Below are 19,044 nucleotides of genomic sequence, written 5' to 3'. Positions count from 1 at the left end.
AGGGCGGAGGCGCTGTTCCGCCCCGCCGACGCCGACGATCTCGCGCAGTTCCTCGCCGCCCTGCCGGACGACGTGCCGGTCACCGTGATCGGCGTCGCGTCGAACCTGCTGGTGCGCGACGGCGGCGTACCGGGGGTGGTGATCCGGCTCGGCCGCGGCTTCGCGGAGATCGCGGTGGACGGCACGACGGTCACCGCCGGTGCCGCCGCCCTCGACGTCAACGTCGCGCTGACGGCGCGCGATGCCGGGCTGGGCGGGCTGGAGTTCCTGCGGCGTGCCCGGCACGATCGGCGGCGCGTTGCGGATGAACGCCGGCGCCTATGGCGGCGAGATGCGCGACGTGGTGCGCTCCGCCGTGGCGCTGGACCGGCGCGGCGGGCGCCACGCGCTCGCGCCCGCCGACCTGGGCTTCACCTACCGCCATTGCGCCGTGCCGGAGGACTGGATCTTCGTCGAGGCGACGCTGCGCGCGGCGCCCGGCGACGCCGCGGCGATCGGCGCCCGCATCGAGGAGATCGACCGCGCGCGCGGCGAGAGCCAGCCGCGCAGCCGCACCGGCGGATCGACCTTCACCAACCCGCCCGGCCACAAGGCGTGGGAGCTGATCGACCGCGCCGGCTGCCGCGGTCTGCGCATCGGCGGCGCGCAGGTGTCGGAGAAGCACTGCAACTTCCTGATCAACACCGGCGAGGCCACGGCGCGCCGACATCGAGGCGCTGGGCGAGGAGGTGCGCCGCCGCGTGCTGGCCGACAGCGGCGTGGCGCTGCGGTGGGAGATCCGGCGGATCGGCGCGCCGCGTCCCGGCGACGCCCCGATCGCCGCGGGAGCGCCGTCGTGAGCAAGCGGGTGGCGCTCCTGAAAGGCGGCTGGTCGCCCGAGCGCGAGGTCTCGCTGGCCAGCGGCGCGGCCTGCGCCGACGCGCTGCGCGAGGCCGGCTACGACGTGGTCGAGATCGACGTGACGCGCGATCTGCGGGCGCTCGTCGACGCGCTGCGGCCGCTGGCCGGCGGCGGTCCGGACGTCGTCTTCAACGCCCTGCACGGGCGCTGGGGCGAGGACGGCTGCATCCAGGGCGTGCTGGAGATCCTCGCGATCCCCTACACGCATTCCGGCGTGCTCGCCTCGTCGCTGGCGATGGACAAGGAGATGTCGCGCAAGGTCTACGCCTCGATCGGCCTGCGCTGCGCCGAGGGCATGGTGATCGAGCGGCGCGCGCTTCTTGCGGGCGATCCGATGCCCCGGCCCTACGTCGTCAAGCCGGTCGACCAGGGCTCCAGCATCGGCGTCCACATCGTCGGCGCCGGCGACAATCTGGCGGCGGTCGAATCGGCGGAGGCGCGGTTCGGCGACCGCGTGCTGGTCGAGCGCTTCGTGCCGGGCCGCGAGCTCACCGTGGCGGTGCTCGGCGACAGGTCCATCGCCGTCACCGAGCTGCGACCCAAGGTCAAGTTCTACGACTACGAGGCCAAGTACACCGACGGCGTCACGGAGCACATCGTGCCGGCGCCGGTGCCGCGGCCGGTCTACGACGCGGCGATGGACTGGGCGCTGGCGGCGCACCGCGCGCTGGGCTGCGAAGGCTTGACGCGCTCCGACTTCCGGTGGGACGATTCGCGACCCGGAACCGAGGGGCTCCACATCCTGGAGACCAACACCCAGCCCGGCATGACGCCGCTGTCGTTGGCGCCCGAGCAGGCCGGCTGGGCCGGCATGTCGTTTCCCGAGCTGATGTCGTGGATGGTGGAGCGCGCGCGATGCCCGTCGTGACGTCGCCCCACGGCAAGGACATCGACGTCCGCCCCCGGCGCGGCGGCGCGCGGCGGGCCGGCTCGACGCGTCCCGGCGCGCCGCGTCCGGCCGCGAGCCGGAAGAAGCAGGCGTCGGGCCTCCGTCGTTGGCTGGCGTGGCGCGGCGCCGTGGTCTTGGGGCTCTCGATCGCGGTCCTCGGCGCCGGCGGCATCGCGGGCTACGCCGTGTGGAAGAGCGGCGCCATCGACGAGGCCCGCGCCCGGATCGACGGTTGGCGCGAGCGCGTCGCCGCCTTCGCGCCGTTCCCGCTGGAGGACGTCAGCGTCGACGGCCGCAAGCACGTCAGCCAGGAGGCGATCCTCAAGGCGCTCGACGTCCGCCGCGGACAGTCGCTGCTGACGGTCGATCTGCAGGGCGCGCGCGACCGGCTGGAGCGCATCGAGTGGGTGGAGCACGCCGCGGTGGAGCGGCGCTGGCCCGATTCGATCCACGTCGCGCTGCGCGAGCGCTCGGCCGTCGCGCTGTGGCAGACGGTCGTGGCCCGCGCCGACGGCTCGCGTGCGCTGGAATACGTGCTGATCGACCGCTTCGGACGCCGCGTGCGCGCCGTCGATCCGGCCGAGTCGCAGGTGCGGCTGCTGCTGGCCGGCGACGGCGCGCCCGAGCATCTCGGCGAGCTGCTGCTGCTGCTGCAGGACGCCAAGCCGGTGCGCGACCGGCTGCGCTCGGCGGTGTACGTCGGCGGGCGGCGCTGGAACCTGATCCTCGACGGCGGCATCACGCTCAAGCTGCCGGCCGACGACGCCGGCGCGGCGCTGGCGCGGGTGGTGGCGCTGGACGCCTCCGACCGCCTGCTGTCGCGCGAGGTCTCGGTGGTCGACGTGCGGCTGCCCGACCTGCTGGTGCTGCGCCCGTCCGGCGCGCCCGATCCCATCCAGTCGGTCGGCGCCCGTGCGCCGGCCCGTCCCGAACCGCAACCGGCGCCCGGCACGGCGCCGGGCGCGAGACCGCCGGCGGCCGCGCGTCCGCCGGCCACCGGCCCCAACGACAACCTCCGCGGCAAGACCGGCGCCCCCCCGGCCGGCCAGCGGATCTGAGTGGAGTGCGTACCGTGGTCAAGGCAAGGAACGGAATCGTCGCGGCCCTCGACATCGGCACCAGCAAGGTCGTGTGCTTCGTGGCCCGGGTCGACGGGTCGGGGCTGCGGGTGATCGGCATCGGCCACCACCCGTCGACCGGCGTGCGGTCGGGCAACATCGTCGACATGGAGGCCGCCACGCGGGCGATCTCCTCGGCCGTCGGCGCCGCCGAGGAGATGTGCGGCGAGACCGTGCGCGAGGTCATCGTCGGGGTCGGCGGCGGCCAGCCGGCCTCGCACAGCCAGGCGCTCGAGACCCAGGTCGGGCACCACGAGATCGGCGAGCGCGACGTGCGCCGGCTGCTGTCGCAGGCCCATCTGCCGGCCGAGACCGCCGACCGCGACCTTATCCACACGCTGCCGGTCGGCTACGCCGTCGACGGCAGCCCGGTGGTCGAGCCGCGCGGCATGTACGGCGAGCGGCTGGGCGTCGACATCCATCTCGTCACGGCCGCCTCGGGCGCCATGCGCAACCTCTCGATGTGCGTCAAGCGCGCCCATCTCGACCTCGCCGACCGCGTCGCGGCGCCCTACGCCGGCGGCCTGTCGGCGCTGGTCGCCGACGAGCGCAACCTCGGCTCGACGCTGATCGACATGGGCGGCGGCACCACGTCGATCGCCGTGTTCTACGAGGGCCACCTCGTGCACGTCGATTCGATCCCGATCGGCGGCGGCCACGTCACCAGCGACATCGCCCGCGGCCTGTCGACGCCGGTGGCCGACGCCGAGCGCATGAAGACGCTGATCGGACGCGCCAAGGCGCGGCCCAACGACGAGTACGACATCATCGACGTGCCGCTGATCGGCGAGCACGAGCGCACCACGCCGAACCACGTGCCGCGCAGCATCCTCGTCGGCATCATCCGGCCGCGCATCGAGGAGACCTTCGAGCTGGTGCGCAGCCGGCTGGAGGCCAGCGGCGTCGACCGGCTGGCCGGCGGCCGCGCCGTGCTGGTCGGCGGCGCCAGCCAGATGGACGGCGTCTCGGAGGTCGCGGCCGACATCCTCAACAAGAAGGTGAGGCTGGGCGGTCCGCTCAAGGTCGCGGGCCTGGCCGACTCGACGGCCGGGCCCGGCTTCGCGACCTGCGCCGGCCTGTTGATGTACGCGGCCCGCCAGGCGCAGGCGACGACGCAATCCACCGCCGACGCCGCGGATTCCCACACGGCGGGGCGTTTCGGGCGAATTGGCAGTTGGATCAGGGAGAATTTTTAGTCTAGAATCTGCGACGGGGCTGGCAATCCCCCAAGCCGTACAAAACAAAAAGCGGGCGTCGTCGAAGATCCTTCCCAAAACAACGGGATCGCGGCGGCTCCAAACGCGGATAACCCCCTCGTCTACGTGTGGAGATGCCAATGACGATAAACCTGTCGCTCCCCCAGAAGGAGTCCGACCTGAAACCGCGCATCACCGTGATCGGTGTCGGCGGCGCGGGCGGAAACGCCGTGAACAACATGATCAGCTCGTCGCTCGAGGGCGTCGAGTTCGTGGTCGCCAACACCGACGCGCAGGCGCTGGGCCAGTCGCTGGCCGACCGCCGCATCCAGCTCGGAATCAGCATCACCCAGGGCCTCGGCGCCGGCGCCCGGCCGGCCGTGGGCAAGCAGGCCGCCGAGGAGGCGCTGCCCGAGATCATGCAGGCCCTCGAGGGCTCGAACATGGTGTTCGTCACCGCCGGCATGGGCGGCGGCACCGGCACCGGCGCCGCGCCGGTGATCGCGCAGGCCGCGCGCGACCAGGGCATCCTGACCGTCGGCGTCGTGACCAAGCCGTTCCATTTCGAGGGCCGCCGCCGCATGGTGATGGCCGACGACGGCATCAGCGAGCTCGAGAAGTACGTCGACACGCTGATCATCATTCCCAACCAGAACCTGTTCAAGATCGCCAACGAGAAGACGACCTTCGCCGACGCCTTCAAGATGGCCGACGACGTGCTCTACTCCGGCGTGCGCGGCGTCACCGACCTGATGGTGATGCCCGGCCTGATCAACCTCGACTTCGCCGACATCCGCACCGTCATGGGCGAGATGGGCAAGGCGATGATGGGCACCGGCGAGGCCGAGGGCTCGGACCGCGCCAAGTCGGCGGCCGAGGCCGCGATCTCCAACCCGCTGCTCGAGGACGCCTCGATGAAGGGCGCCAAGGGCGTCCTGATCAACATCACCGGCGGCCTCGACATGACGCTGCTGGAGGTCGACGAGGCCGCCAACCGCATCCGCGAGGAGGTCGATCCCGAGGCCAACATCATCTTCGGCTCGACCTTCGACGCCGCGATGGACGGCCGCATGCGCGTGTCGGTGGTCGCCACCGGCATCTCGGCGGCGGTGATGCACCAGCCCGCGCCGACCTACCTCAGCATCGACAAGCCGGGCCAGACCGGCCAGCCACACCTGAACAAGGTGGCCCCGGCGGTGCCGCTGCGCACGGCGCCGGCGACCCCGTACACGATGCCGTCGATGGCGTCCGCCCCGGTGGCGATGCCCGCGCCCGCGCCCGCGCCGGTGGCGGTTCCCGCCCCGGCGCCGGTGATGGCCGCGCCCGAGCCCGTGATCGCCGTCGCGGAGCCGCCGCCGGTCGTCGCGGCGCCGCCCGCGCCCGAGCCCGCGCCGATAGTGGCCGAGGCGCCCGCGCCGGCGATCGCCGAACTGCCGCTGGCGCAACCCGCGCCCGCGCCCGCGCCGGTGGCCGCGCCGCCCGCCGTCATGCCGGCGGCCGCCTTGACCTCGACGGGATCGCACGATTGGCGCGTCTCGCAGCGTCCGGGGGCCGCCCGTCCGGCCGCCGCGAAGTCCGACGCCCAGCGTCCGAACAGCCTGTTCCAGCGCATGACCGGTCTGATCGGCGGCGGTCGTCCGGCGCCCGCGCCGCAGCCCGAGCCGCCGCGCGCGGCCGAGCCGACGCCGCTGCGCGCCGTCGCCGGCGCGCCGGCCCAGCCGAAGATCGCCGGGCTGGAGCCGGCGGAGCGTGTGAAAGCCTCGCGCGAGGAGGATGATCTCCAGATCCCGGCCTTCCTGCGGCGGCAGGCCAACTGACACGGCCCGGCGGGCCCGTCCCGCCGGTCGATTGCCATCAACCGGTATCCACACCGACGACTTCCGGGGGCCTCGCGGCCCCCGTTTTTCGTCCGGACCCGCCGGCCGCGGCGGTTCCGGCGCGCTTTCCCCGCGTGATATAACCAGCTACATCGTCGCCCCGATCCTTCGGCGGAGCCCGCCCATGACGTCGCGTTCGACCCTGTCGTTCCTGCCCCGGACCCTGGGCGCCTGCGCCCTCGCGGTCGCGGCGGCGCTCGCGCTGTCGGCGTGCGGGATCTTCGGCAAGGAGGACGAGAACACCACGTATGTCGAGCAGCCCGTCGACCGCCTCTACAACACCGCGCTCGACGCCCTCGGCGAGGGCGACTACAAGGCCGCCGCCAAGGCCTTTGAGGAGGTCGACCGCCAGCACCCCTATTCGGTGTGGGCGACCAAGGCGCAGATCCTCGCGGCGTTCTCGTACTACCAGGGCAACAAGTACGACGACGCGATCCTGGCGCTGGACCGCTTCATCCAGCTCCACCCCGGCCACCGCGACGTGACCTACGCCTACTACCTGAAATCGCTTTGCTACTACGAGCAGATCGCCGACGTAGGCCGCGATCAGCGCATCACCGAGCTGGCGCTCAACGCGCTGGCCGACGTCGTGAAGCGCTATCCCGACACGCCCTACGCGCGCGACGCGCGGCTGAAGGTCGACCTCGCCATCGACCATCTCGGCGGCAAGGAGATGGACGTGGGCCGCTTCTACCAGCGCCAGCGCCAGTATGTCGCCGCGATCAACCGCTACCGCCGGGTCCTGGAGAAGTACCAGACCACGACGCACACGCCGGAGGCGCTGCTGCGCCTGGTCGAGTGCTATCTGGCGCTGGGCGTGCGCCAGGAGGCGCAGATGGCCGCGGCGGTGCTCGGCCACAACTTCCCGGGCAGCGACTGGTACGCCGACGCCTACCTGCTGCTCGAGGGCGTCGATCTGCGTCCGGAACGTTCCGAGGGGTCGTGGCTGAACCGCATGTGGAAGTCGGTGTTCTGAGGACGCGGGCGCGTCGATGCTGCTCGGCCTCTCGATCCGCGATTTCGTCCTCATCGAGAAGCTCGATATCGGCTTTCCGCAGCCGGTCCGCGGCGGCGCCCGGGGTCTGGCGGCGCTGACCGGCGAGACCGGGGCCGGCAAGTCGATCCTGCTGGATGCGTTCAGCCTCGCGCTGGGCGGCCGTGTCGCGCCGGGCGTCGTCCGCGCCGGCGCCGCGCAGGCCACCGTCGCGGCCGAGTTCGCGCTGGCGCCGGACCATCCCGCCCACGCCATCCTCGCCGAGCAGGGCGTCGCGCCGGAGGGCGCCGCTCTCGTGCTGCGCCGGGTGGTCGGCGCCGATGGCCGCGGCCGGGCGTTCGTCAACGATCAGCCGGCCTCGGTGGCGCTGCTCAAGCGGCTGGGCGAGACGCTGGTCGAGATCCAAGGACAGTTCGAGCAGCACGGGCTGCTGGTGCCGGTGAACCACCGCGCCACGCTGGACGCCTTCGCGGGCCTGCGCAAGGAAGCGGCGGCGGTGGCCGCGGCGTGGGACGTGTGGCGCGCGGCCGAGGCGGCGCGGGCTGAGGCGGCGCTGGCGTTCGAGCAGGCGCAGCGCGAGGAGGAGTACCTGCGCCACGCCGTGGCCGAGCTGGTGAAGTTGGACCCCAGGGCCGACGACGAGGAGCGGCTCGCGGCCGAGCGCCAGCTCCTGCGCCATGGCGCGGCGGTCGGCGAAGCGGTGGCCGCGGCGCTGGACGAGCTCGAGCGCGACAAGGGCGCGTCGGCGGCGCTGCGCGCCGCGCACCGCGCCATCGAGCGCAACGCCACGCAGGCCGGCGGCCGGCTCGACGCGGCGCTGGCGGCGCTGGACCGCGCGCAATCCGAGACCGCCGAGGCGGCGGCCCAGCTCGAGCAGGCGCGCGACGCGCTGGACGGCGATCCGGCGCGTCTCGACGGCGTCGAGGAGCGGCTGTTCGCGCTGCGCGCGGCGGCCCGCAAGCACGGCGTGCCGGTCGCCGGCCTCGCCGGCCTGCGCGCGCGTCTGTCGGAGCAGCTCGCGGCGCTGGACGACGGCGACGCGCGGCAGCGCGAGCTCGCCGCCGCCGCGCGCAAGGCGCGCGAGGCGTTCACCGTCGCCGCCGAGACGCTGTCGGCCGGCCGCGGCAAGGGCGCGGTGAAGCTCGACAAGGCGGTGGGTGGCGAGCTGGCGCCGCTGAAGCTGGAGCGCGCCAAGTTCACGACCCGGATCGAGCGCCAGCTCGAGAAGGACTGGGGCGCGCACGGGATCGACCGCGTCGACTTCCTCGTGTCGACCAATCCCGGCGCGCCGCCGGCGTCGATCGGCCGGATCGCCTCGGGCGGCGAGCTGTCGCGCTTCATGCTGGCGCTCAAGGTGGCGCTGGCCAAGGTCGGCGACGCGCGCACGCTGGTGTTCGACGAGGTCGACAGCGGCATCGGTGGCGCGACGGCGGCGGCGGTCGGCGAGCGGTTGCGGCGCCTGGCGCGTGACCTGCAGGTGCTGGTGGTGACGCACTCGCCGCAGGTCGCGGCGCTGGCCGACCATCACTGGCTGATCCGCAAGACCGCGCGCAAGGACCGCGCCGCCACCGAGGTCGTGCCGCTCGACGACGCGGCGCGTCTGGAGGAGGTGGCGCGCATGCTGTCGGGCGCCAAGGTCACCGACGCGGCGCGGGCGGCGGCGACGCAGCTCCTGGCCGCGCGCGGCTGAGGCGGGGGAGGCGATGTCGCGGCAGGCGAAGGTCGTGGCCACGGTGCCGGTGGAGCGCCTGACGAGGCGTCAGGCCGACGCCGAGCTGGCGCGCCTCGCGCAGGAGGTGGCGCGCCACGACAAGCTCTACCATGGCGACGACCGGCCGGAGATCTCCGACGCCGAGTACGACGCGCTGCGGGTCCGGCTGCGCGACATCGAGGCGCGCTATCCCGAGCTGGTGCGGCTCGACAGCCCGTCGATGAAGGTCGGCGCCGCCGCGTCGCAGGGTTTCGCCAAGGTGCGCCACGCGCGCCCCATGCTGTCGCTCGACAACGCGTTCGACGACGCCGAGGTCGGCGAGTTCCTCGACCGCGTGCGCCGATTCCTCGAGCGCGAGGTGTCGCTGGCGCCGGAGGCCGAGATCGCGCTGACCTGCGAGCCCAAGATCGACGGCGTCTCGCTGTCGCTGCGCTACGAGGCCGGCGCCCTGACGACGGCCGCGACGCGCGGCGACGGCGCCGAGGGCGAGGACGTCACCGCCAACGTCCGCACCATCGCCGACGTCCCCGCGACGCTGCGCGGCGCCGCGCCCGCCGTGCTCGAGGTCCGCGGCGAGGTCTACATGGCGCGCGCCGACTTCATCGCGCTCAACGAGCGCCAGATGGCCGCGGGCGAGAAGCCGCTGGCCAATCCGCGCAACGGCGCGGCCGGATCGCTGCGCCAGCTCGACGCGTCGATCACCGCCGGTCGGCCGCTGTCGTTCTTCGCCTACGCGTGGGGCGAGGCCGAGCCGCGCGCGTGGGACACCCAGAGCGCGTTCCTGCACGCGCTGAAACGCTGGGGCTTCAAGGTCAATCCGGAGGCCAGGACCTGCCGCTCGCTCGAGGAGACGCTGGCCTTCTACCGCGACATCGGCGCGCGGCGCGCGGCGCTGCCCTACGACATCGACGGCGTCGTCTACAAGGTCGACCGCGTCGACTGGCAGGAGACGCTGGGCTTCGTCAGCCGCTCGCCGCGTTGGGCCATCGCGCATAAATTCCCCGCCGAGAAGGCGCGCACGACGCTCAAGGGGATCTCGATCCAGGTCGGCCGCACCGGCGCGCTGACGCCCGTGGCCGAGCTCGAGCCGGTCAACGTCGGCGGCGTGCTGGTGTCGCGCGCGACGCTGCACAACGCCGACGAGATCGCGCGGCTCGACGCGCGTCCCGGCGACACCGTCGTGATCCAGCGCGCCGGCGACGTCATCCCCCAGGTGCTGGAGGTCGTGCTCGACGCCCGTCCTGCCGGCGCGGCGCCGTTCGCGTTCCCGGAGCGCTGTCCATGCCCGCTGGCGACGCCGGTGAAGAGCGAGGAGGACGGCGTCGTGCGGCGCTGCTCCGGCGGGCTGGAATGCCCGTACCAGCAGGTCGAGCGGCTGCGCCATTTCGTGTCGCGCCAGGCCTTCGACATCGACGGGCTGGGCGGCGTCCATATCGAGAATTTCTGGCGCGATGGTCTGCTGAGGACACCGGCCGATATGTTCCGGCTCAAGGACCGCGAGCGCGAGATCGCGGCCCGCGAGGGCTGGGGCGACCAGTCCGTCGCCAGGCTGCTGGCGGCGGTCGAGGCGCGCCGCACGGTCGCGCTGGAACGCTTCATCAACGCGCTGGGTATCCCCAGCATCGGCGAGGCCACCGCCAAGGCGCTGGCGCGCGAGTACGCCGACGCCGAATCGTGGCTGGCCGCGATGCTGGCGGCGAGGGACGAGCGGCGCGCCAATCCCGCGCCGGTCAAGAAGGAGAAGGCCGCCGCCGAGATCGGCCCGGCGTTCGGGCGTCTGTGCAACGTCGTCGACATCGGCGTGACGACCGCGGACAAGGTCGCGGCGTTCTTTGGCGAGGGCCACAACGTCGAGATCGTGCGCGACCTGATGCGCGAGGTCGCGGTCGAGGCGGCGCGGGCGGCCGTGGCGCCGGTCGACTCGCCGTTCGCCGGCAGGACGATGGTGTTCACCGGCACCCTGACCACGATGACGCGCGACGCCGCCGAGGCGCGGGCCGAGGCGCTGGGCGCCAAGGTCGCCGGCTCGGTGTCCAAGAAGACGGATTTCGTCGTGGTCGGCGCCGACGCCGGCTCGAAGGCGAAGAAGGCCGCCGAGCTCGGCGTGCGCATCCTCTCCGAGGAGGAGTGGGTGGCGATGGGCGGGGCGCCGGCCTGACCGCCGTTGCGCCATCTCAATGCCGCCCCCGTCGCCGGCGCGGATCGTTCGACGCCGCGACGGGATGCGGGTAGGGTCGGCGCATGAGCCTCATCGATCGGATCTGGGAACGGCGGGCACGCCTCGCGGCGGCGCTCGCCTGCGGGCTGGGCGCGGTGGCGTGCGCGGCGCCTCCGCCTGGCGGCGGCGTGGTGGAGACGCGTGTGCTCGACGGCCGCGACAACTTCATCGATGCGCGCCTGGCGCGCTTCCACGAGGGCGTGCCGCGCGGCTATTTCGAGGAGATCGTCAACCGCGAGTTCCGCGAGCGCGGCGGCGCGCCGGGGATGATGGCCTATCTCCAGTCGCAGGGCTGCGCCCCGGTCAACGAGCAGCTCTGCGTCTACGTCCGGACCCTGCGCGAGACGCGCTACGCCGACGCGGCGCGCCAGCGCGTGGTCGCGGCGGCGGACTACCGCGTCTTCGTCCATTTCCACGTGCCGGTCGGCGCGCGCATCGATTGCCGGGACTGCGTCTCGGTCGACATCGAGGTCGGCGAGCGCGCGCCCGCGCCGGCGTCCTGACGACGGTGACGCCAAGCGTCGGACCCTTGCCCACGTCGGGGCGTCGGACGCGTCGCGGTACTGATCGGCGGGCGTCGGGAGCGACGGCGCCTACCCCGTCGCTTCCGACGCCGCGAGGGCTATTCCGGTCCACGGAGCTGAACGTAGGATCCGTCCGGGTTCCTGACGAAACGCGGTTCGAGGTGTCGTGATGGGCGCGCACTACAGCCAACTCGATATCGAGGAGCGGCGAGCGATCGCCCGCCTTCAGAAGGCCGGGCAGTCGATCCGCCAGATCGCGGCGGCGCTGGAGCGCTCGCCGTCGAGCGTGTCGCGGGAGCTGCGGCGCAACGGCGGCGTCAAGACCGGCTACAGGCCGGCCGACGCCCAGGAGCGCACGCGCGCTCGACGCTGGACCGGCACGCGCGCTGAACGCGAGGCGCGACGGCGCGCGGCCATCTGATCGGGATCGGGTCTACCGGGTCCGTCGCTCGACCGCCATGTGGACGGCCGTGCCGTCCGGGGTGGTGATCAGGCCGAGGCTTCTGAATCCGGCACGCTCGAACGCGCGCAGCGCCGGCTCGTTGTCCGGCGCGGGATCGCCCTGGACGCGGACGATGCCGGGGATGTCGAGCAGGTGCGTCGCCGCCAGCGCCAGACAGGCGCCGCCGTGGCCGCGCCGCAGCGCGTCGGTCTCGCCGATGAACAGATCGAGGCCGAAGGTCTCGCGCGGCAGGTCGTGGCCGCGCCAGAACGGATCGTCGCACGCGGCGTGGATCTGGAGGAATCCGACCGGCCGGCCGGCGCCGATGACGATGAACGGCGAGACGCCGGGCGCGTCCATGCCCGCCGCGATCGACGCCAGCGCGGTGTGCGGCGGTCCCCAGCGCTCCGCGACGTGCGGCCGCTCGAGCCAGCGCATCACCTGGCGCAGGTCGCCGAGCGACAGCGCGCGCAGCGCCACGCCGGGCATCTCCGGCCGCGCGATCCGGTGGTCGGCGAGCTTGCGCGGGACGGCCGACTGCGTCGAATCGCGGGACGCGCGGGCCATGGCGGAATCCGGCCGCGCCTCAGAGCGGCCGCGTCGCGCCGTCCAGCCAGGCGCGGGTCTCCGCGTCGACCAGCGGGCCGACCGTGTCGCGTACCCGGGCGTGGTAGGCGTCCAGCCAGTCGCGTTCGCGCTGGTCGAGCAGCGCCGGCTCGACGCAGTTCCGGTCGATCGGCGCCAGGGTGAGCGTCTCGAACTCGAGATAGGCGCGGTCGGCGCCGGCGATCTCGGCGGCGCGCACCGCGATCAGGTTCTCGATGCGGATGCCGTAGGCGCCGGTCTTGTAGTAGCCCGGCTCGTCGCTGACGATCATGCCGGGCCGCAGCGCCACGGCGTTGTGCAGCTTCGAGATGCGGTGCGGGCCCTCGTGGACGCTGAGATAGGCGCCGACGCCGTGGCCGGTGCCGTGGTCGTAGTCGAGCCCGGCCTGCCACAGGCTGTAGCGCGCCAGGGCGTCGAGCTGGCTGCCGGTGGTGCCGGCCGGGAACCGCGCCGTCGCCAGCGCGATGTGCCCCTTGAGCACGCGCGTGAAGCGGTCGCGCATCTCCGCGCTCGGCGTTCCGATCGCCACGGTGCGCGTGATGTCGGTGGTGCCGTCGCGGTACTGGCCGCCGGAATCGACGAGATAGAGCTCGCCCGCCTGGAGGCGGCGCGCCGTGCGCGGCGTGGCGCGGTAGTGGACGATGGCGCCGTTGGGGCCGGCGCCGCTGATCGTGTCGAAGCTCAGGTCGCGGATGGCGCCGGTCTCCTCGCGCAGCGCCTGCAAGCGGTCGGACGCCGCGATCTCGTCGACGCCGCCGGTCGCGGCGTTGGCCGCCAGCCACGCGAGATAGCGCGTCACAGCGGCGCCGTCGCGCCGGTGCGCGGCGCGCACGCCCGCGAGCTCGACCTCGTTCTTGCAGGCCTTCGGCAGCGCCACCGGATCGGTCTCGCGCACAACCTTGGCGCCGTCGCCGAGCCGGTCCAGCGCCCAGCGCGGCGCCGTCTGGGGATCCAGCCACACCGCGCGGCCGGCCTTGCCCAGCGCCTCCAGCGCGCCGCCCAGCGCGTCGGGCGCGCGCAGCGCCACGCCGTTGCCGAGATGGGCGCGGGCGGCGTCGGTCAGCTTGCGGGGATCGATGAACAGGTCGACGGCGCCGTCGCGCGCCAGCAGCGCGAAGGACAGCGCGAAGGGCGTGCGCGGCACGTCGCCGCCGCGCAAATTGAGCAGCCAGGCGATCGAATCGGGCTGGGTCAGCAGGGCGGCGTCGGCGCCCTTGGCAGCGACCAGCGACGCGATGCGCGCGCGCTTAACGTCGGATGCCTCGCCCGCCAGCTCGACGGGATGCGGCAGGACCGGCGCCAGCGGCCGCGGCGGCCGGTCGGTCCACACCGCGTCGAGCGGGTTGGTGTCGACGGCCACCAGCGTCGCGCCGGCCTTGGCGCAGGCCGCCGCCAGCCGCTCCGACTCGGCCAGCGAATGCAGCCACGGATCGAACGCGAACCGCGCGCCGGCCGGCAGGTTGGCCGCCAGCCAGGCGTCGGGCGTGGTCTCGGGATAGCTCTGCGGCTCGAACGCCGCGACGTCGACCTGGTCGCGGACCTGCAGCGTGTAGCGGCCGTCGACGAACACCGCGCCTTTGTCGCGCGCCGGATCGGGCGCGCCGTCGGCCGTCCGCCCGGTCAGCGCGATGGCCCAGCCGGCCGAGCCGCTGAAACCTGTCAGCCACGCCAGACGCTGGGCGGCGCGCGGCACGTACTCGCCCTGGTGCTCGTCGGCGCGCGGCACGATGAAGCCGTCCAGGCCGCGGCGGCGCAGTTCGGCGCGCAGCGCGTCGAGCCGGGCGCGCGGCGGCACGCTGTCGTCGATGCCGTCGGGGCGCGCCGCCAGCCGGGCGCGCTCGGCCTCGAGGTCTCGGCGCAGCGTGGCGTCGGCGGCCGGCGCCACCAGCTCGATCCATTCCGGACCGGCCAGACCGCCGGGCGCGGCGGCGATCCCGGCCATCAGCTCGGCGAGCGCCGGGGCCGAGGTCGGCCGCCCGGTGTCCGACAGCCGCCGGGCGAGCGCGATCAGGCCATCGTCGGGCGCGGACATGCGCAAATCTCCATGGCAGCGAGTTGCTAATCGATACTCAAGATTGTCTCGCTTGACGCCAAATCGGGTCCAAGCGGCAACAAACCTAGGGGTTCATCCGGCTGGCCGCAATGTTCAATCGTCCTCGCCTGATCGGCCGACAGAACCTTGCGTCGGCACAATCGTGACAAATTTCATATCTCCTCCAAAAACGCATGACTGATTTCCGATGTTTGCGATTAACAATGCAAATCAAAGGACTATCTTACGAAGGTGTCGTGGAAATCATTTCCGCGAGGGCCTCAAGGCCCATCGGGACGCCGCTGGCGCCCGTCGGCAGAGAACAGAAAGAGCAGGATCGTCATGTTGACCGCACCGCACCATCCCGTGTTCGCGACCCTGGCCAGTGACGCCGGCGTGCTGCGCGCCGCGGCGGTTGCGCCGAAAAACGGACCGTCCTTCATCATGCCGTCGAACGATGAGCTGCGCGCCCTTGAGCGCCAGGCGCGCGTGCATCGCGCGGCGATCGTCGGCGGCTGGATCGGCAACGCCATCGGCGGCATCGTTCTCGCGCTCCGCGCCGCCGCCCGGCGCCGGGCCGCGATGGCCGAACTCCAGTCGCTGGACTCGCGCATGCTCGCCGATATCGGCATCTCGCGCGGCGAGATCGCCTCGGCCGTCGCCGGCGCGTCCGGCGTGGCCCCGCGCATCCGCGGCGGCTCGACCGCCCCGTCGTTGAACGACGATCACGCCAGCCGCGCCGCCTAGGCGTTCCGCGGACCACCGCATTCCGGAAGGGCCGGCGCGCGAGCGCCGGCCCTTTTCGCGTCGACGGCTCAGCCGCGGCGCAGCGTCAGCGTCGGCCACAGCGCGCCGCCGGTCTCGCGGACGATCTCGTCGACCAACCGGAAGCCGAGCGCCGCGTAGGCGTCCGCGACCTCGTCGCGCTGCTCCGCCAGCAGGCCGGCGAGCACGATCGTCGCGCGCGCCGCCGCCGCCGCGGCGAAGGACGGCGCCAGGTCGACCAACGGGCCGGCGAGGATGTTGGCCACGATCAGATCGAACGGCCCGCGCGCCGCCAGCGCCGCCGAGTCGACGCCGTCGGCGACGTGGAAATCGCACAGCGCCGCCACACCGTTGAGCGCGGCGTTCTCGCGCGCCACGTCGACCGCCTCGGGATCGTTGTCGCCGCCGGGTACGCGGCGGTTCCACAGCTTGGCCATGGCGATGGCCAGGATGCCGCTGCCGCAGCCGATGTCGACGGCCCGGGCGTGCGCCGCCGGGTCGAGCCGGCCGATCGCCTCGAGACAGCCGCTGGTGGTGGCGTGCGTGCCGGTGCCGAAGGCCAGTCCGGCGTCGATCCGCAGCGGGATCGCGCCCGCCGGCGGCGCGCCGGGATCGTGCGAGGGATGCACCCAGAACCGGCCGACCGCGAAAGGTTGGAACGAGCGCTGGTTCTCGGCCACCCAGTCGGTGTCGGGCAGCGTCTCGATCGACCAGTCCGGCGCGGCGATTCCGGCGGCGCGCGCCGCGCCGGCGACCGCGTCGGCCAGCCGCGCGCGCGTCGCCGCGTCCGGCCCGTCGACCGTGGCGCATTCGCCGAACACGTCGCTGCGCCACGGCCCGTCGCGCGACAGCTCGACGGTCGAGACGACCAGCCCGTCGTCGACCAGCGCGTCCGACAGCGCCGCGTCGAACGCCGCGGCGGCCGGCGCGGGCACGGTGGTGGAGAGCTTCCAGGCGGTCATGTGGACTCGCGCGTATCGAGGGGAGCGGGGCGCGCCGTCACGCGGCCTGGACGAAGCTGTCCAACACCTTCTTCGGGCCGGCCTTCTCGAACTCGATGTCGAGCTTGTTGCCGTCGATGGCGGCGACGCGGCCGTAGCCGAATTTCTGGTGGAACACGCGCTGGCCGACGGCGAGGGCGTCCGCGGGCCGGTCGCCGGCCGCGCGGCGGTCGTCGAAGGTCTCGACGGTCCCCGACGCGCCGCGGCCGCGGCCGTTGCGCGCCGCGCCCCGGCCTCCGAACGCGCCCTGCGAATAGACGCTGGTCGCGCCCGGCCGCGTCGCCGCGCCGAGCTTGCGCGCCCGCGCCCAGTCGGGCCCCCAGTCGGCCTCTGTGTCGACGTCGACGTCGGTCAGGCCGCCGCCGCGCATCGAGCCGAAATGCCCGGTCGAGGCGTTGCCGTAGAGCCCGGCGTCGCTGCTGGCCTCGACATGCGCCGGCGGCAGCTCCTGCACGAACCGCGACGGGATCGCGGCCTGCCACTGGTTGAACACGCGGCGGTTGGCCGCGAACGACACGTAGGCCCGCTTGCGCGCCCGCGTCAGCGCCACGTAGGCCAGCCGCCGCTCCTCCTCGAGGCCGGACAGGCCCTTGTCGTCGAGCGCGCGCTGGTTGAGAAACAGGCCTTCCTCCCAGCCCGGCAGGAACACCGTGTCGAACTCCAGCCCCTTGGCGGCGTGGATGGTCATGATGTTGACCATGTCGCCGTCGGCGTTCTGGTTGCCCTCGGTCACCAGCGCGACGTGCTCGAGGAAGCCCTGGAGGTTCTCGAACTCCTGCAGCGCGTTGATCAGCTCCTTGAGGTTCTCCAGCCGGCCGGGCGCCTCGGGCGCGCGGTCGCGCTGCCACATCTCGGTGTAGCCGGACTCGTCGAGCACGGTCTCCGCCACCTCGACGTGACCCATGCCGTCGAGCATGGCGCGCCAGCGCTCGAAATTGCGCACCAGGTCGCCCAGCGACTTGCGCGCGCGGGGTTTCAACTCATCGGTCTCCAGCGCCCGGCGCGCCGCCTCGAACAGGCTGACGCGCTGCGTGCGGTGGATGTCGCGCAGCGTCTTCAGGGTCGAGTCGCCCAGCCCGCGCTTGGGCGTGTTGTGGATGCGCTCGAAGGCGAGGTCGTCGTCGGGCTGCGCCACCACCCGCAGATAGGCCAGCGCGTCGCGGATCTCCTGCCGCTCGTAGAAGCGCGGCCCGCCGATCACGCGGTAGGGCACGCCGAGCGTCATGAAACGCTCCTCGAACTCGCGCGTCTGGAACGAGGCGCGCACCAGGATCGCGATCTCGCCCAGTCGGTGCTTCTCGCGCTGCAGCGCCTCGATCTCGTCGCCGATCGCGCGCGCCTCCTCGTCGCCGTCCCACACGCCGCGCAGCCGGACCTTGTCGCCCTCGGTCAGATCGGTCCACAGCGTCTTGCCCAGCCGGCCCTCGTTGTGGGCGATGACGTGGCTGGCGGCGGCGAGGATGTGCGGCGTCGAGCGGTAGTTGCGCTCGAGGCGCACGATGCGGGCGCCGGGGAAGTCCTTCTCGAAGCGCAGGATGTTGCCGACCTCGGCGCCGCGCCAGCCGTAGATCGACTGGTCGTCGTCGCCGACGCAGCAGATGTTGCGGCCGCCGCCGGGCGCCCCTGCGCCGCCACCGACGCCCTGCGCCAGCAGCCGCAGCCACAGGTACTGCGCCACGTTGGTGTCCTGGTACTCGTCGACCAGGATGTAGCGGAAGCGGCGGTGGTAGTCGGCCAGCACGTCGGGATGCGCCTGGAACATCGTCACGCAGTGCATCACCAGATCGCCGAAATCGGCCGCGTTCAGGGCGGCCAGACGCTCCTGGTACTGGCGGTAGATGTCGACGGCCCGGCCGTCGGCGAACTCCGCCGAGTCGTCCGAATTGCCGATCCTGTCCGGCGTCAGCGCGCGGTCCTTCCAGCGCTGGATGATGCCGCTCAGGACGCGCGGGGGGAACTTCTTGTCGTCGATCCCCTCGGCCTCCAGCAGCTGCTTGATCAGCCGCACCTGGTCGTCGGTGTCGAGGATCGTGAAGTTGCTCTTGAGCCCGACCAGCTCGGCGTGGCGGCGCAGGATGCGCACGCCGATGGAGTGGAAGGTGCCCAGCCACAGCCCGTCCGCGGCGTGGCCGAGCGCGGCGCCGACCCGGCCCAGCATCTCGCGCGCCGCCTTGTTGGTGAAGGTGACGGCGAGGATCTGGCTCGGGAAGGCGCGGCGCGAGACGAGGATGTGCGCGATGCGCGTGGTCAGCACGCGGGTCTTGCCGGTGCCGGCGCCGGCCAGCACCAGCAGCGGCCCCTCGGTGTGCTCGACGGCCTCGCGCTGGGTCTCGTTGAGGCCGGCGAGGTAGGCGCCGTCGGTCGCCACCGGCGGCGCGGGCGGCGCCGGACGGCGCGCGCGCGTCGCCGGCTCGGCCGGCTCGTCGGTCATGTCGAATGGATCGGACATGCGCCGGGTATAGCAGCGCCGGCGCACCGGCGCGACGCGCGATCCCGGTCGATCCACCGGCGCCGCCGGGCGGCGCCGGCGGCGGTGGACGGGCCTCTAGCGTCGGCTGTCGTAGGCGATGCCCTTCTGGACCTGGTCGATCGCCGAGTTCACGAGGTTGATCGCCTGGGCGCGGTGGCCGCCCTTGTCGGCCGAGGCCTGCTGGAGCTGGCTGCGCGCGGTCTGCAGCGAGTTCAACGCCGATCGCATGTGCGGCTGGTTCTCGGCGTCCGCCTCGCGCGTCGGCAGATAGACGGCCAGCGCGCCGGCGATGGCGGCGACG

15 protein-coding genes are annotated in these 19,044 nt (G+C 73.2%); 10 read left to right on the top strand and 5 right to left on the bottom strand.

Translation table 11 applies throughout. From position 1 onward, the window contains the following. Window positions 1-331: 331 nt before the first annotated feature. The 9 genes from IPK81_05675 (at window position 332) to IPK81_05635 (ending at window position 11,848) form a co-directional block, all read left to right on the top strand. Window positions 332-1,768: a D-alanine--D-alanine ligase gene (locus IPK81_05675; GenBank protein ID QQS14970.1), complete on the top strand. Its 1,437-nt coding sequence runs from the start codon at window positions 332-334 to the stop codon at window positions 1,766-1,768. Then, the gene (locus IPK81_05670; GenBank protein QQS13711.1) at window positions 1,756-2,847 is read left to right on the top strand and encodes an FtsQ-type POTRA domain-containing protein; all 1,092 of its coding nucleotides are present in this window, start codon (window positions 1,756-1,758) and stop codon (window positions 2,845-2,847) included. The genes IPK81_05675 and IPK81_05670 overlap by 13 nt, the downstream gene beginning before the upstream one ends. Then, a complete protein-coding gene (gene ftsA, locus IPK81_05665) occupies window positions 2,844-4,103 on the top strand; it encodes a cell division protein FtsA (GenBank protein QQS14969.1) in 1,260 nt (419 codons plus the stop codon). Before IPK81_05670 ends, ftsA begins: the two co-directional genes overlap by 4 nt. A 140-nt stretch (window positions 4,104-4,243) precedes the next feature. Further along, window positions 4,244-5,920, top strand: a complete 1,677-nt coding sequence (ftsZ, locus tag IPK81_05660; GenBank protein ID QQS13710.1) for a cell division protein FtsZ — start codon at window positions 4,244-4,246, stop codon at window positions 5,918-5,920. Window positions 5,921-6,104: 184 nt separating this feature from the next. After that, entirely contained in the window at window positions 6,105-6,956 is an 852-nt protein-coding gene (locus IPK81_05655) for an outer membrane protein assembly factor BamD (GenBank protein ID QQS13709.1), read from the top strand. 16 nt (window positions 6,957-6,972) lie between these two features. Beyond that, on the top strand, window positions 6,973-8,664 hold the full coding sequence (gene recN, locus IPK81_05650; protein ID QQS13708.1) for a DNA repair protein RecN: 1,692 nt from the start codon (window positions 6,973-6,975) through the stop codon (window positions 8,662-8,664). A gap of 13 nt (window positions 8,665-8,677) precedes the next feature. Then, window positions 8,678-10,843 carry an NAD-dependent DNA ligase LigA gene (gene ligA, locus IPK81_05645; GenBank protein ID QQS13707.1) on the top strand — a complete coding sequence of 722 codons (2,166 nt, stop codon included), beginning with the start codon at window positions 8,678-8,680 and terminating at the stop codon, window positions 10,841-10,843. 83 nt (window positions 10,844-10,926) lie between these two features. Then, window positions 10,927-11,406, top strand: a complete 480-nt coding sequence (locus IPK81_05640) for a hypothetical protein (protein ID QQS13706.1) — start codon at window positions 10,927-10,929, stop codon at window positions 11,404-11,406. A 190-nt stretch (window positions 11,407-11,596) separates the two neighbouring features. Further along, the gene (locus IPK81_05635; protein ID QQS13705.1) at window positions 11,597-11,848 is read left to right on the top strand and encodes a helix-turn-helix domain-containing protein; all 252 of its coding nucleotides are present in this window, start codon (window positions 11,597-11,599) and stop codon (window positions 11,846-11,848) included. Between the two features lie 12 nt (window positions 11,849-11,860). Here the strand turns inward: IPK81_05635 and IPK81_05630 are convergent, their stop codons facing one another. Beyond that, window positions 11,861-12,436, bottom strand: coding sequence for a GNAT family N-acetyltransferase (locus IPK81_05630; protein ID QQS13704.1), 576 nt, complete (start codon window positions 12,434-12,436; stop codon window positions 11,861-11,863). A gap of 19 nt (window positions 12,437-12,455) precedes the next feature. Further along, complete coding sequence (locus IPK81_05625; GenBank protein ID QQS14968.1) at window positions 12,456-14,417, bottom strand: aminopeptidase P family protein; 1,962 nt, start codon at window positions 14,415-14,417, stop codon at window positions 12,456-12,458. A 534-nt stretch (window positions 14,418-14,951) separates the two neighbouring features. On the opposite strand from IPK81_05625, the gene IPK81_05620 reads away from it, so the two are divergent. After that, on the top strand, window positions 14,952-15,254 hold the full coding sequence (locus tag IPK81_05620) for a DUF1127 domain-containing protein (GenBank protein ID QQS14967.1): 303 nt from the start codon (window positions 14,952-14,954) through the stop codon (window positions 15,252-15,254). A gap of 68 nt (window positions 15,255-15,322) precedes the next feature. On the opposite strand, the gene IPK81_05615 is transcribed toward IPK81_05620, so the two are convergent. From IPK81_05615 to IPK81_05605, 3 genes are all read right to left on the bottom strand, one after another. After that, window positions 15,323-16,234, bottom strand: a complete 912-nt coding sequence (locus IPK81_05615) for a 50S ribosomal protein L11 methyltransferase (protein ID QQS13703.1) — start codon at window positions 16,232-16,234, stop codon at window positions 15,323-15,325. A gap of 37 nt (window positions 16,235-16,271) precedes the next feature. After that, window positions 16,272-18,722 (bottom strand): UvrD-helicase domain-containing protein, encoded by a 2,451-nt coding sequence (locus IPK81_05610; protein ID QQS13702.1) that lies wholly within the window; start codon window positions 18,720-18,722, stop codon window positions 16,272-16,274. A gap of 96 nt (window positions 18,723-18,818) precedes the next feature. Continuing rightward, entirely contained in the window at window positions 18,819-19,034 is a 216-nt protein-coding gene (locus tag IPK81_05605) for a hypothetical protein (protein QQS14966.1), read from the bottom strand. Window positions 19,035-19,044: the final 10 nt, after the last annotated feature.

The sequence above is a fragment of the Rhodospirillales bacterium genome, from assembly GCA_016699855.1.
GTDB lineage: Bacteria > Pseudomonadota > Alphaproteobacteria > Reyranellales > Reyranellaceae.
Note: the sequence above shows the minus strand (reverse complement) of the source record. Positions and strands in the feature narration are given on the sequence as shown.

Bases quoted from the DNA above. Each gene is read 5' to 3' on its own strand.
- IPK81_05675 (QQS14970.1), top strand. From the start codon at position 332: ATGCGCGACGTGGTGCGCTCCGCCGTGGCGCTGGACCGGCGCGGCGGG.
- IPK81_05670 (QQS13711.1), top strand. From the start codon at position 1,756: ATGCCCGTCGTGACGTCGCCCCACGGCAAGGACATCGACGTCCGCCCC.
- ftsZ (QQS13710.1), top strand. From the start codon at position 4,244: ATGACGATAAACCTGTCGCTCCCCCAGAAGGAGTCCGACCTGAAACCG.
- IPK81_05655 (QQS13709.1), top strand. From the start codon at position 6,105: ATGACGTCGCGTTCGACCCTGTCGTTCCTGCCCCGGACCCTGGGCGCC.
- recN (QQS13708.1), top strand. From the start codon at position 6,973: ATGCTGCTCGGCCTCTCGATCCGCGATTTCGTCCTCATCGAGAAGCTC.
- ligA (QQS13707.1), top strand. From the start codon at position 8,678: ATGTCGCGGCAGGCGAAGGTCGTGGCCACGGTGCCGGTGGAGCGCCTG.
- IPK81_05640 (QQS13706.1), top strand. From the start codon at position 10,927: ATGAGCCTCATCGATCGGATCTGGGAACGGCGGGCACGCCTCGCGGCG.
- IPK81_05635 (QQS13705.1), top strand. From the start codon at position 11,597: ATGGGCGCGCACTACAGCCAACTCGATATCGAGGAGCGGCGAGCGATC.
- IPK81_05630 (QQS13704.1), bottom strand. From the start codon at position 12,436: ATGGCCCGCGCGTCCCGCGATTCGACGCAGTCGGCCGTCCCGCGCAAG.
- IPK81_05625 (QQS14968.1), bottom strand. From the start codon at position 14,417: ATGGCCGGGATCGCCGCCGCGCCCGGCGGTCTGGCCGGTCCGGAATGG.
- IPK81_05620 (QQS14967.1), top strand. From the start codon at position 14,952: ATGCCGTCGAACGATGAGCTGCGCGCCCTTGAGCGCCAGGCGCGCGTG.
- IPK81_05615 (QQS13703.1), bottom strand. From the start codon at position 16,234: ATGACCGCCTGGAAGCTCTCCACCACCGTGCCCGCGCCGGCCGCCGCG.
- IPK81_05610 (QQS13702.1), bottom strand. From the start codon at position 18,722: ATGTCCGATCCATTCGACATGACCGACGAGCCGGCCGAGCCGGCGACG.